The organism is Xenorhabdus lircayensis (genome assembly GCF_016306625.1).
Lineage (GTDB): Bacteria > Pseudomonadota > Gammaproteobacteria > Enterobacterales > Enterobacteriaceae > Xenorhabdus > Xenorhabdus lircayensis.
This window is the reverse complement of the sequence record NZ_JACOII010000021.1, coordinates 120,764-133,767: the sequence shown is the minus strand read 5'-3', so window position 1 is coordinate 133,767 and position 13,004 is coordinate 120,764. Positions and strand designations below refer to the sequence as shown.

Annotated in this window: 11 protein-coding genes; 4 read left to right on the top strand and 7 right to left on the bottom strand. The window is 41.1% G+C overall.

All coding sequences use genetic code 11. From position 1 onward, the window contains the following. Positions 1-2 precede the first annotated feature (2 nt). The 4 genes from ppk1 to purM form a co-directional block, all read right to left on the bottom strand. Positions 3-2,072 (bottom strand): polyphosphate kinase 1, encoded by a 2,070-nt coding sequence (ppk1, locus tag H8A87_RS04170; RefSeq protein WP_198688722.1) that lies wholly within the window; start codon positions 2,070-2,072, stop codon positions 3-5. 56 nt (positions 2,073-2,128) lie between these two features. After that, positions 2,129-2,692: a spermidine N1-acetyltransferase gene (speG, locus tag H8A87_RS04165; RefSeq protein ID WP_198688721.1), complete on the bottom strand. Its 564-nt coding sequence runs from the start codon at positions 2,690-2,692 to the stop codon at positions 2,129-2,131. A gap of 285 nt (positions 2,693-2,977) precedes the next feature. Then, on the bottom strand, positions 2,978-3,616 hold the full coding sequence (gene purN / locus H8A87_RS04160) for a phosphoribosylglycinamide formyltransferase (protein ID WP_198688720.1): 639 nt from the start codon (positions 3,614-3,616) through the stop codon (positions 2,978-2,980). A 123-nt stretch (positions 3,617-3,739) separates the two neighbouring features. After that, positions 3,740-4,783, bottom strand: coding sequence for a phosphoribosylformylglycinamidine cyclo-ligase (gene purM / locus H8A87_RS04155; RefSeq protein ID WP_198688719.1), 1,044 nt, complete (start codon positions 4,781-4,783; stop codon positions 3,740-3,742). Between the two features lie 227 nt (positions 4,784-5,010). Here purM and upp point away from each other — a divergent pair, with 227 nt between their 5' ends. After that, a complete protein-coding gene (gene upp / locus H8A87_RS04150) occupies positions 5,011-5,637 on the top strand; it encodes a uracil phosphoribosyltransferase (RefSeq protein ID WP_198688718.1) in 627 nt (208 codons plus the stop codon). A 56-nt stretch (positions 5,638-5,693) separates the two neighbouring features. Beyond that, positions 5,694-7,004 (top strand): uracil permease, encoded by a 1,311-nt coding sequence (gene uraA, locus H8A87_RS04145; protein ID WP_198688717.1) that lies wholly within the window; start codon positions 5,694-5,696, stop codon positions 7,002-7,004. A gap of 206 nt (positions 7,005-7,210) precedes the next feature. Here uraA and H8A87_RS04140 read toward each other — a convergent pair whose 3' ends face one another. Next, complete coding sequence (locus tag H8A87_RS04140; protein ID WP_198688716.1) at positions 7,211-7,627, bottom strand: hypothetical protein; 417 nt, start codon at positions 7,625-7,627, stop codon at positions 7,211-7,213. Positions 7,628-8,972: 1,345 nt separating this feature from the next. Between H8A87_RS04140 and hda the strand changes: the two genes are divergently transcribed. Further along, positions 8,973-9,680 (top strand): DnaA inactivator Hda, encoded by a 708-nt coding sequence (gene hda, locus H8A87_RS04135; RefSeq protein WP_198688715.1) that lies wholly within the window; start codon positions 8,973-8,975, stop codon positions 9,678-9,680. A gap of 149 nt (positions 9,681-9,829) precedes the next feature. On the opposite strand, the gene arsC is transcribed toward hda, so the two are convergent. Together arsC and bepA are read right to left on the bottom strand one after the other, a co-directional pair. Continuing rightward, on the bottom strand, positions 9,830-10,186 hold the full coding sequence (gene arsC / locus H8A87_RS04130; protein ID WP_198688714.1) for an arsenate reductase (glutaredoxin): 357 nt from the start codon (positions 10,184-10,186) through the stop codon (positions 9,830-9,832). Positions 10,187-10,197: 11 nt separating this feature from the next. Beyond that, positions 10,198-11,667 (bottom strand): beta-barrel assembly-enhancing protease, encoded by a 1,470-nt coding sequence (gene bepA / locus H8A87_RS04125; RefSeq protein ID WP_198688713.1) that lies wholly within the window; start codon positions 11,665-11,667, stop codon positions 10,198-10,200. A 163-nt stretch (positions 11,668-11,830) separates the two neighbouring features. On the opposite strand from bepA, the gene H8A87_RS04120 reads away from it, so the two are divergent. Further along, positions 11,831-12,895 carry an AI-2E family transporter gene (locus H8A87_RS04120; RefSeq protein ID WP_198688712.1) on the top strand — a complete coding sequence of 355 codons (1,065 nt, stop codon included), beginning with the start codon at positions 11,831-11,833 and terminating at the stop codon, positions 12,893-12,895. Positions 12,896-13,004: the final 109 nt, after the last annotated feature.

The window sequence follows — 13,004 nt, the reverse complement described above, 5'->3', positions numbered from 1 at the left end:
GATCAGGCTCTTGGTTCCGGTTGTTCGAGATTTTTCAGGTAATCATAAACAGCAATCTGCGCGCGGATTTTACGCTTATTTCCTCGTGGAACATAGCGATTGCTTAACTCTTTATCAATATAACGTGCCTTGACAGTATCACTGAACTGCAATTCGAGGATATTCATAACTTGTTGTTTTAACATGGGGTCAAGCAGGCAGACCGCAACTTCAATACGATAATCGATATTGCGGGTCATCCAGTCGGCTGATGAGAGGAACACTTTTTCGTTGCCTTTATTGGTGAAAACGTAAACGCGGTCGTGTTCAAGGAAACGATCCACGATACTGGTCACTTGGATATTTTCACTGAAACCGGGCTGATTGGGCACCAAAGAGCACATGCCGCGTACCAGAATACGAATTTTTACGCCAGCTTCTGAGGCATCATACAGGCGATCCACCAGTTCCTTGTCTACAAGGTTATTGATTTTCAGGGTAATGCCTGCTACTTCACCTGCCTTCGCATTCTCGATTTCCTGAGTAATCAATCGATTGAACATAGCTCGTGAATTTTGCGGCGATACCATTAAATTCTCAAATGTGACCGGACGATAAGGATTTTCAATAAAGTTAAACACCCTGCGAACTTCATTGGTGACTTCGGGGTTTGCGGTCAGCAGAGAATAATCGGTATATAAACGCGCGGTTTTTTCATTGAAATTCCCCGTACCAATATGGGCATAACGGATAATTTCATTCCTTTCAAGACGAGAAATGATAAACAACTTAGCGTGAATTTTCAGGCCAGGCGCGGAAAAAATAACGTGCACACCCGCTTCAGTTAGGCGCTTCGCCCAATGGATATTGGCTTCTTCATCAAAACGCGCCTGTAATTCCACCACGACGGTGACTTTCTTGCCGTTGTGTGCTGCATGGATCATGGATTCAATAATGCGTGAGTCTTTTGCAACGCGATAGATATTAATCTTGATAGAAAGCACGCTCGGATCAAAAGAGGCCTGACGCAGCAATTCCAGCACATGTTCGAACGTGTGATAAGGATAATAGAGTAGGACATCTTTTTCACGAATGGCATCGAAACCGTTACGGAAATTGTCAAACCAAGTATGGCGCAGCCGTGGCATGGGCTTGTTCAATAGATTTCGATTGCCTTCATTGGGAAATTTGATGAAATCTTTAAAATTATGATAACGGCCACCTGCAATTACCGAGTCATCATTGGATAACCCCAGTTTACTGCGCAGTAGTTCCACCATTTCATCAGGCATATCACGCTGATAGACAAACCGAACAGGCTCTGCCGTCAGTCTTTGTTTCAGCGTGGAAGACATCAGTTCCAGCAGATTGGATTCCATTTCTGTCGCCAGATCATATTCGGAATCACGGGTCATTTTCATGGAATAGACGTTCAAGGTATTGTAATCGAAGAATCCTTTGAAAATTTCATCCAGCGTGTAACGCAAAATATTATCAAGTAAAATCATTGACTTGCGTCTTCTCGGCATTTCTGGAGGCAGATTGACGAAACGAGGAACTTTATCTGATGGAATTTCCAACAAAGCATATTGCGTTCCCTGTCCACGGATAATTTCAACGGCCAAATAGGTATAATCATCCTTCAAAAACTCAACCAAATTGGTTTCTGGATTGATGACAATTGGCGTAATGTGTGGGCGCAAATGCTGTCGAAAATACTGTCGCAGCCAGATTTGTTGATTTGGGGATATTTGCCGTTCATTGATCAAAAAAATCTGATTACGGGCCATTTCCAGCAGCAGCTCGTTATAGAGATCATCGAATTCTTGATCGATTTTGGCGACTTTAGACTGTATTTTTTTCAATAATTGGCGGGCGCTGGTAGCTGATCCCCGCTCTTCACTGATAAGAATGCGCCGTTTTACGTCGGCAAAGCGAACTTTATAAAACTCATCCAGATTATTGGAGTAGATCCCTAAGAACCTCATTCTTTCAATCAGCGGGTTACTTTTATCAGCCGCTTCTTGAAGTACACGTTCGTTGAAAGAGAGCCAGCTGAGTTCTTTTTCGGTATAGAGACGATCGTGGGACATTACTACTCCATTTGGTTTTCCATTTAGTTTAATGGTTAGCGTTTAATGACGAGTATCTAATGGGTCAGCGTGCTGGTCTGGGTTTCACGGGCTTTATTGGCAAAATAGTGGTGTTGGAAAGTACACATCCTAATGGCCGTATGATAAGAGCCGTTTACAAAAAATTCATCGATTAATTCGCCTTCGGTATAGAATCCCAACTTATTGTATATATGAATTGCTTTCGAATTTTCTTTATCAACGATCAGGTACAGTTTGTAGAGATTCAGGACAGCAAAAGCGTACTCCATCGCAAGTTTGGCCGCTACTGTAGCATAGCCTAACCCTTGATAGGCTGGTGCAATGATAATTTGGAACTCAGAACGGCGGTGGACATAATCAATCTCGACTAATTCCACTAACCCAACTTTGGAATTCATGCTTTCGATGATAAAACGGCGCTCACTTTGGTCATGAATATGCTTGTCATAGAGATCGCACAATTCAACAAAGGCCTCATAAGGTTCTTCAAACCAATAGCGCATGACACTGGCATTATTATCGAGTTGGTGAACAAAAGGGAGATCTTCCCGTTCAAGGGGACGCAGGTTTACGGATGGACTTTCTGAACCACTGGACATTGGATACCTCAGTGCTTTTAAGGGGATGATGAATTTAGTTAAAGATATTTGATATTAAATAATGTTCGAATAAATAATTATTACAAGACAAATAATTATTGTCAGATTAATATTTTTAGATGGATAAATAACCAAACTCTTGGGATATAGACAAACAACCAATCCGAAATGACAACTTACAGCAAAGTATCACTTAAATACAGTGCATTAAAAACAGTGCATTAAAAACAGTACATTAAAAAATACGCTAACACAGAGCTGTAAGTTGAAATTTAATAGCCAAGGTTATTCTGATGCATAACCTTGTGGTGGCAGAACTTTGCCATCCAGTATTGCTGTATTTCCTTCCATCGCTAAACGCTCATCCAGTAACCAGCCAATGACCAGAGGGTAAATATTATGTTCTTGAGTTTGGATGCGCCTGATAACATCTTCTTCCTTATCTTCTTCAAAAATCGGTACCTTGGCTTGTAAAATAATGGGGCCGCCATCTAGCTCTTCGGTAACAAAATGGACGGAAGTACCATGTTCTTTATCACCATTCTCAATGGCTTTCCGGTGAGTATGCAGGCCGGGATATTTTGGTAATAGAGAAGGGTGGATATTGAGTAGACGTCCATGATAGTGCTGCACAAAATCGGGAGATAAGATTCTCATATAGCCAGCTAAAACCACTAAATCCGGCTGATATTGATCAATGGCTTTGAGCAGGGCGATATCATAACTTGTGCGATCCGCATAGACTTTCGGATTGATAAAGTGGGCGGAAATATCTGCCTGTTCAGCACGTTGCAGGCCATAGGCATCGGCATTATTGCTGAAGACCGCAGAAATACGCCCATTAATCCGGTTTTGCCGACAGGCATCTATGATGGATTGAAGGTTGCTGCCATTGCCAGAGACTAAAACGACAATTTTTTTCATGGTTTGTTTCGCTGAAGAAATTCATTTTCTGATATACCCTTGGTCTTTCAAGCCACAGCTTTATTGGCTGCAACTTGAAATCAATCGGGTAGAATACTTATTTTGCAATTTTATTTTGTAATTTTATGTCGTAATAACAACAGGTTGCTCGTCAGCGTTAAGTTCGGCAATTGTACCGATCTGCCATGCGTTTTCACCCGCTGCTTTCAGATATGAAATTGCCTGCTCTGCCTGAGATTGAGGCAGCGCGATGACCATACCGACTCCGCAGTTAAATGTACGGTACATTTCATACTCGCTGACATTACCCGCTTGCTGTAACCACGTGAAAATTGCTGGCCACTGCCAACTGTCAGCATTGATTCTGGCCTGCATATTTTCTGGCAGAACTCGAGGGATGTTTTCCCAAAAGCCACCACCTGTCAGGTGTGAAATTGCATGAACTTCAATTTTTTCAATGAGTTCAAGGACTGATTTGACGTAAATTTGAGTTGGGGCAAGCAGATGATCTGCGAGTGATTTTCCTTCAAGCTCGGTAGTTTCAGGATCTGCCTGGCTTACTTCGAGGATTTTACGGATCAGAGAATAGCCATTGGAATGTGGCCCACTGGACGCCAGCGCAATCAGTGCGTCACCAACCTGAACTTGACTGCCATCAATAATTTCTGATTTTTCAACGACACCGACGCAGAAACCAGCAACATCATAATCTTCACCGTGATACATGCCGGGCATTTCTGCTGTTTCACCGCCGACCAGCGCACAGCCTGCTTGTTTACAGCCTTCCGCTATACCCGAGATAACACTGGCGGCAGTGTCGATATCCAGTTTGCCCGTGGCATAGTAATCAAGGAAGAAAAGTGGCTCTGCTCCCTGAACAACCAGATCATTGACACACATGGCGACCAAATCAATCCCGATGGTATCATGGCGTTTCAGATCCATGGCCAGACGCAGTTTGGTGCCTACACCATCTGTACCGGAAACCAACACAGGCTCACGATATTTCTGTGGCAGGGCACATAACGCACCGAAACCACCCAATCCCCCCATCACTTCAGGGCGACGGGTCTGTTTTACGACACCTTTGATACGATTGACTAAGGCATTGCCAGCATCAATATCGACACCAGCATCTTTATAGCTAAGAGAGGTTTTGTTGGTCACTGCGTAGCTCCCAGGCGGTTGCATTTTTATGAATAAAACAGAACGGCGACAATTCTAACAGTCTAAGCAAACGTTTGCGATAGCTTTATACAGGTTTCCTGCTAGATATAAATAGAGGAAAAATACTGGAGATTGATAAAAATCAATAGATTGATAGTGGCGAGATGTTGAAAAGGGGGTATAATCCCGCGATTTTTTATCTGCCGGCTATATTATAGGAGAAACCCATGAAGATCGTTGAGGTTAAACACCCACTAGTTAGACATAAACTTGGACTGATGCGAGATCATGATATAAGCACAAAACGCTTTCGTGAACTGGCCTCAGAGGTGGGTAGTCTTCTGACATATGAAGCAACTGCTGATTTAGAAGTTGAGAAAGTGACCATAGACGGATGGTGTGGTCCGGTAGAGGTAGACCAGATTAAAGGGAAGAAAATTACGGTAGTACCTATCTTGCGCGCAGGGTTGGGCATGATGGATGGTGTACTGGAAAACATCCCAAGTGCGCGAATTAGTGTCGTTGGTGTGTATCGCGATGAAGAAACACTTGAACCTGTGCCTTATTTCCAGAAATTGGTTTCTGACATTAACGAACGTATGGCATTGGTTGTCGATCCAATGTTGGCGACAGGGGGTTCCATGATTGCCACCATTGATCTGTTGAAGAAAGCCGGATGCCCTGTGATTAAGGTCTTGGTTTTGGTTGCCGCTCCAGAAGGTGTCGATGCACTGGGAAAAGCCCACCCAGATGTCGAACTGTATACAGCCTCGATTGATGAGCGCCTCAACGAGCATGGATACATCGTCCCTGGCCTAGGGGATGCGGGCGATAAACTATTCGGTACTAAATAACATTTATAGCCGGCTTTTTTGGGTTTCTAGCAAGGTGATATAAGAGGATATCAATAATGATCCGTCGGACTATTGGGGTAGATGAAAGACCGCCTCTGGCGCAGACTATTCCATTAAGTTTACAACATCTATTTGCCATGTTTGGTGCAACCGTTTTGGTTCCCATTTTGTTTAAAGTTAATCCCGCCACGATTTTGCTGTTCAACGGTATTGGAACATTGTTGTATCTGGTGATTTGTAAAGGGAGAATTCCTGCTTACTTAGGTTCCAGTTTTGCCTTTATTTCTCCAGTTCTGTTGTTACTGCCTTTGGGATATGAATTGGCATTGGGTGGGTTTATTGTCTGTGGTTTTCTGTTCTGTCTGGTTTCTTTGATTATCAAAATTGCAGGGCGTGGCTGGATTAATGTGATATTTCCACCTGCGGCGATGGGGGCGATTGTTGCCGTGATAGGTTTGGAGCTGGCTGGTGTTGCTGCTGATATGGCAGGTTTGCGTCCAGGGGCAGGCTCTGATGTCAATATGATCAACCTGACTATATCCATGGTGACGTTGGCTGTGACGATCTTGGGTTCGGTGGTATTCCGTGGTTTTATGGCGATTATCCCGATTTTGATCGGTGTGTTGGTGGGCTATGCGCTGTCATTCTTCATGGGCGTTGTAGATTTAGCACCAGTACATGAAGCACCGTGGTTTGCATTGCCGACTTTTTATACCCCGCGTTTTGAATGGTTTGCCATCATGACTATCTTGCCAGCGGCGCTGGTGGTGATTGCTGAACATGTTGGTCATCTGGTGGTTACCGCCAATATCGTGCAGAAGGATTTGATGAAAAATCCAGGCCTGCATCGTTCGATGTTTGCGAATGGCTTCTCAACGATGATTTCGGGTTTCTTTGGTTCAACGCCTAACACGACTTATGGTGAAAATATTGGTGTTATGGCGCTTACCCGTGTCTATAGCACATGGGTGATTGGTGGCGCTGCGATATTGGCAATATTGCTTTCTTGCATCGGTAAACTGGCAGCGGCGATTCAAATGGTTCCTGTTCCAGTTATGGGCGGTGTTTCTCTGTTGCTATACGGTGTGATTGGCGCATCAGGTATTAGAGTTTTGATTGATTCGAAAGTGGATTACAGTAAAGCACAGAACTTGATCCTGACTTCCGTTATTTTGATTATTGGTGTCAGTGGGGCGAAAATTCAAATTGGTGCCGTGGAACTGAAGGGAATGGCACTTGCAACTGTTGTCGGCATTGGCCTTAGCTTGCTTTTCAAGTTAATTAGTATTATTCGTCCAGAAGAACAATATATTAGCTCTTCTGTAGAATCGATTGGAAATGATAAAAAGAGTGAAGCAGTAGAATAAATTACGTTAATAGAATCGAGAAGAAAGGGCTTTTAAAAAAGCCCTTTCTATTTTTAGAAGTAAAAATAGGTGATTTAACATTTTTTCTTAAGACTATTTTAGTTAATTCACTGTATAAACGTACTTTTTCTTTTGGTTTTTCGACTGTGATATCAGATAAGTCATTAGGTTGGACATGATTTAATGTACTATTACTCTTTATGTTGTCAAGTTCTAGACATATCGCGGAAACCCATGGAAAGAAAATCCTCATTGCTGATTTCACCAATATTATAAGCTACTTTATTATCACCTATAGATGTCTTAATATCTCCTACGCTATCAATAATAACCACTTTTAATGTATTAAATTCGGAATTATTTGCAATTACATTATATACATTTGGTCTTAAAGGGGAAAATAATGAATTGTATCTATCTATTTCAATGACGTTATATCTCCCACTATCCCTTGTCGTTATGAAAATATTGCTATTATCCCATTGTGTCATTTTAGCTTGCCATCTATAAGGGTAATCGTATCCTCTACAAATAATATCTGCCCAAGGATCACATATCCATGAGTCTGGTTGAATGCATGAAGATGTTTTTTGATCAAAGGTTGATTTAATTCTATCCGTCATGTGATATATATTGATAAAAGCGTGGTCATAAGGTTTTTGGGCTCCATAAAGGGTAATAAGTATTATATTTTCTGGATTGTGGTCTTTTTTTTGTAAAAATTTAAAATTTAAAATTTAAAATTTCAAGTGAATGATGTTTTATCAAATAATGAAAAGCATAAATACAAAGTTCTAGACAATTTCCGACGAGGTTAATTTTGAATTTACTCTCGTTAAAATATTTATATATATAAGGAAATTCTTCTTATTTATATTCTTTTGTACGTAACCTATTAATAATATTCTTTTTTTGGTTATGATGTCTGTGATTTTAAATGATATTTGGAGTTCGTTTTTACCCACTTTATCGAGATTCTTTGTTTCGCAATAGAATTTATTGTCAGAGCCTCTCATAAAAGTGTTTTGTGCCTTTTTTACCACATTAAATAATACGTCTTCTATTAACATATTAACCTACAATAAAAATAACTTAAGATGGATAATTTAAAATTTCCAGTAACGTATCGTATTTTTACCATTAGGATATAGAGCTTTCAGATGTGAAATGAATTATTTACTGTTGGATATATTAGTATAGGTCCGGTATCTGAGATGAAAATAACTTTGGTTATGTGCGAATTTTTATCATTTTTTGCTGTAAAAACAATGAGTTACCAAGTATTCTGTACCCATGTATCTAATGGAATAGCCTCAAATTTTAGAAATCTGTCTGCTTGATAGATGAAAATAAAGGCATGATGTAAAATATCTTCAATTAACATATTTTTCTCTTAAATGAAATAATGTGAATATATGATTATTTATTTAATCTTTTTGGAGTTTATGTGATTTTTTATTGAGCAATTAAAATGTCAAACGGACAATATGCCTTCTTAACTTTTTTCTATAAGTTTTCTCTTGAGTTAATTAGAATTATTGCATTGGTAATTATAAGATAATCTTCTGTTTTTATCCGTTGTCTTTTTCTTTACTTATCAAGGTTACCCTATCTATTAGTAACAATACTGTGACATAAGGTTATTTTTTGTTAGTAAAATAACCGCTCTCAGACAAAAAATATGACAATTATCGATGTTATGTTTTATAGATTTAGACATGGCAGAAACCTTTGCTATGGGATAGCTCGTCTAGGGGCTGCGGGCGAAATAGGCTTTGATACTCACTTGAATATTCACCAACAGCCTAATTAAAAAATACATTCCCGCTATATAGTTGGTTGTAAATTATCCATTTTATGGAATGATGAGCATCGGTAATAACCCCTCGTTTTAAACAAAGCATTCGTTTCATTTATAGAGACTTTTTGTGGTAGACTTAACACTGTTCGTTATCCATTCTGTTTGAGGTGCTTCTGAATACACCGTCGCAGCTTTCATTACCATTATATTTGCCCGATGATGAAACATTTGCCAGTTTCTTTGCAGGTGAGAATACTTCCTTATTAGCTGCAATAAAATTGGCCATTAGTCAGTCACACGGTAGTTATATCTATTTTTGGTCCCGCGATGGCGGGGGCAAGAGTCATTTGCTTCACGCAGCCTGTGCCGAATTATCTCAACAGGAAGAAGCGGTGGGGTATGTACCACTGGATAAACGTGCCTATTTTGTTCCCGAAGTCCTTGATGGTATGGAACATTTATCATTAGTGTGCATCGATAATATTGAGTGTATTGCTGGTGATCAGGAATGGGAGATGGCTATTTTCAATCTTTATAACCGGATTGTGGAGATTGGCCAAACTTGTCTTTTGATCACAGGTGATCGTCCCCCACGGCAGATTAACTTGACGTTACCGGATCTGGCATCTCGTCTGGATTGGGGGCAAATTTACAAATTACAGCCGTTGTCTGATGATGAAAAAATCCAAGCATTGCAATTGCGAGCAAAATTACGGGGTTTTGAATTACCTGAGGATGTCGGACGCTTTGTGTTGAAACGGCTCGATAGGGAAATGCAAACGTTGTTTAAAACTTTGGATGAGCTTGATCGGGCTTCCATTGTAGCACAACGCAAACTGACGATCCCGTTTGTGAAAGATATCCTTGAGCTTTGAGTCAATAAGGCAGGAAGACAACAAGGTTTGGATGAAAAAGTGATAGCAAATATATCCCTATCACTTTTTCATTTGGCTATCTTTTAAGGTGACTGTTTAACGGTGATTGGTTAACGGTGATTGTTTAAGGTGATTGTTCTGAAAGATGATTAGCGGAGAATCTCTTTCACTTGCTCAGGGGGACGACCCAAACGAGCCTTATCGCCGACAACAACAATCGGACGTTCTATCAATTTTGGATTTTCAGCCATCGCTTGAAGTAATGCTTCTTGAGATAACGAATCATCACCGAGATTTAATTCCTTATAGAGCTCTTCTTTGGTTCGCATCAATTGGCGAACATCTTTGAAACCGAGCTGTTTCAATATCACGGCAAGCTGTTCCACCGTAGGTGATGTATCGATATAGTGAATGATTTCTGGCGCAAAGCCGAGATCTTCAACTAGCTTGAGTGTTTCACGGCTCTTTGAGCAGCGGGGATTGTGGTAGAAAGTAACTTGTTGCATGTAAAAATCCCTCATTTTTTATATTGGTCATAACTTTGTTGCAGTTGGCGCAATTGATCAATACGGGCATCATATCGTTCTTGATCATAGCTACCCAATTTTACCAATGCACTGGCTTTACTGAGATATTCTATAGCCATGTCAAATTTACCTTGTAATGCCACGGATTCTGCATAAGCCGCCAGCTCTTCATTGTGTTTCCCTTGTTTTCCAGCAGCCTTTGTCAACAGTGTCCAACCGTTGAGATCGTCAGGATTATTGAAAGTATAACGAAACAGGAGTTGTGATGCCTGCGGATACTGCTTGGCCTGGAGATAGGCGTTTGCAAGATTGATTTGCAGTATCGGGTTGTTTTTCTGTTTCTTGAGTGCGTCCTGCAATCGAGTAATGGCGTTCGCATACTGTTTTTGTTCGATATCAATGTCAGTCATTGTATCGATAAACCAAGTATTATCCGGTTGCTTATCCAATAACGGTGACAGTATCGTTCTAGCCTCAGCATATTTTTTATCTTGAGAAAGCAAAATAGCGTGTCCATAGGCAGCAGCAAGCTGTTCTTCGGCAGTTCCTTGGCGATATTTATTCAGCAGTTGCTCAATATGAGAACGTTGTTCTTGTTCGGGCGGGTACTTTGTCAGAATACGGACACGAGCGAACAGAAAATCCTGAGATTCAGGAATGGCCTTAGTCGAATATTGATTTGCCCTATTACGGGCATCAGCTAAACGGTTGTCGGGTAATGGGTGAGTATATAGCATCTCTGGTAGTTTGGAGCTGTAGCGGGATTGATCTGCCAGCATTTGCATGAAGTTAGACATTCCATGCGGATCAAATCCTGCTCGTCTGAGAGTTTGCATCCCAATACGGTCGGCTTCTTGCTCATTCGATTGAGTAAAACTGATCATACCTTGCTGGAAACCGGCAAGTGTGCCGCTGAGTGCAGCCATACCTGCTTGTGGACTGGCCATCATAAGCAAGATAGAGCCCAGTGCGCCAGCCCAAGCTAAGGGACTTTTACGCTGTTGATCTTCCATTAATCGTGCTAAATGTCGTTGTGTCACATGGGAAATTTCATGGGCTATGACTGACGCCAGTTCGCTCTCATTACGACTGTAGCGGAATAGGGCTGAGTGAAGTACAACATTACCACCGAAAAATGCGTAAGCATTAATATTGGGGTTATCGATCAGATAGAAATGGAAAGGTGTTTTTACTGAATCGGCATGCTTGACTAATCTTTGGCCTAATTTATCAATATATTGCGTTAGCAGAGGGTCATAAATCAAAGGTGCTTGGGCTCGTATCGAACGTATATATAAATCGCCCATTGCCATTTCTTGATTGATGCTGAGAGTAGCCCCCGCCGTGGTGCCGATATCAGGCAGTGAATCTTCAGCTGGTGCGGAGAATAGAGAAGTATTTCCTAATAATAACAAGCTGATAAAGATGGCTATCAGAGATTTTTTCGGCGTTTTTTTCATAAAGTGATTCTCATAAAATGATCCTCATAAAAACACTGTACTTCAATTAGCTATCAATTTCATGAATACGTGTATGATAGCAAAGGGTATCTTAAAATCTGCCAATCGTAGTAATTTTTAGTAAAAAATACTCATTGAGTATCGCTGTCAAGGAGTTGTATTTATGCTGGATATGATCATGCAATGGTATCGCCGTCGTTTCACTGATCCACAAGTTGTTGCATTATCAGTCATCTTGCTGGTTGGGTTTGGGATCATCTATTTTTTCAATGGAATTCTGGCGCCTGTCCTTGCCGCTATTGTACTGGCCTATTTGCTGGAATGGCCAACGGTGCAATTAGGAAAATTGGGTTGCAGCCGTATGCTCTCCGTTTCCATTGTATTAACAGTTTTTATGGGGATAAGTGCATTGATTATCCTGATTGTTGCCCCAACCGTTTGGCAACAGGGATTAAATTTGTTTTCTGATTTGCCTAATATGCTCAACCGTTTTAATGAGTATGCGCATACTTTACCTGCCCGTTATCCTGCTCTGGTTGATGCTGGTATCATCGACATGATCGCCGATAATCTGCGGAGCAAACTCTCTCTGGCTGGTGAATCCGCCTTTAAGTTTTCGGTGGCATCTCTGATTGGTTTGTTGACACTCGCGATTTACCTGATCCTTGTTCCTTTGATGGTATTTTTCCTGTTGAAAGACAAAAATCAAATGGTAGCGGTATTACAGCGCGTACTGCCACGTAATCACGGTTTGGCAGGAAAAGTATGGCGCGAAATGAACCAACAGATTACCAACTATATCCGTGGTAAAGTCACAGAAATGGTTATATTGACTATCTGTACGTATGCTGTATTTGCCTTCTTTGGATTACATTACTCCTTGTTGCTTGCGGTTTTGGTCGGCTTGTCTGTGCTAATTCCTTATATTGGCACTGTACTTGTCACCATTCCGGTTATTATTGTGGCGTTGTTTCAATGGGGTCTTGGCGCTGATTTCTGGACGCTGTTTATCGCATATCTGGTTGTACAGGGATTAGATGGTAATCTCCTTGTGCCAATTTTGTTTTCGGAAGCGGTCAATCTTCATCCACTGGTCATCATCCTTTCTGTGATTATTTTTGGCGGGTTGTGGGGGTTTTGGGGTGTTTTCTTTGCTATTCCATTGGCCACGTTAATCAAGGCAGTCATTCATGTCTGGCCAGAAGACAAAATTGAAGGGGAAGAATGATAATGGCGAATCCCAATGAAGTAATGTTATTTGCAGCAATGGCAATGAAAGTAAATGTGGGGATTGTGATGTCGAGTCATATATACGCATGTCGCTGCTTCATGCTATC

Excerpts from the sequence above, each read along its gene's own strand:
- ppk1 (WP_198688722.1), bottom strand. The coding sequence starts at position 2,072 with ATGTCCCACGATCGTCTCTATACCGAAAAAGAACTCAGCTGGCTCTCT.
- speG (WP_198688721.1), bottom strand. The coding sequence starts at position 2,692 with ATGTCCAGTGGTTCAGAAAGTCCATCCGTAAACCTGCGTCCCCTTGAA.
- purN (WP_198688720.1), bottom strand. The coding sequence starts at position 3,616 with ATGAAAAAAATTGTCGTTTTAGTCTCTGGCAATGGCAGCAACCTTCAA.
- upp (WP_198688718.1), top strand. The coding sequence starts at position 5,011 with ATGAAGATCGTTGAGGTTAAACACCCACTAGTTAGACATAAACTTGGA.
- uraA (WP_198688717.1), top strand. The coding sequence starts at position 5,694 with ATGATCCGTCGGACTATTGGGGTAGATGAAAGACCGCCTCTGGCGCAG.
- H8A87_RS04140 (WP_198688716.1), bottom strand. The coding sequence starts at position 7,627 with ATGACGGATAGAATTAAATCAACCTTTGATCAAAAAACATCTTCATGC.
- arsC (WP_198688714.1), bottom strand. The coding sequence starts at position 10,186 with ATGCAACAAGTTACTTTCTACCACAATCCCCGCTGCTCAAAGAGCCGT.
- bepA (WP_198688713.1), bottom strand. The coding sequence starts at position 11,667 with ATGAAAAAAACGCCGAAAAAATCTCTGATAGCCATCTTTATCAGCTTG.
- H8A87_RS04120 (WP_198688712.1), top strand. The coding sequence starts at position 11,831 with ATGCTGGATATGATCATGCAATGGTATCGCCGTCGTTTCACTGATCCA.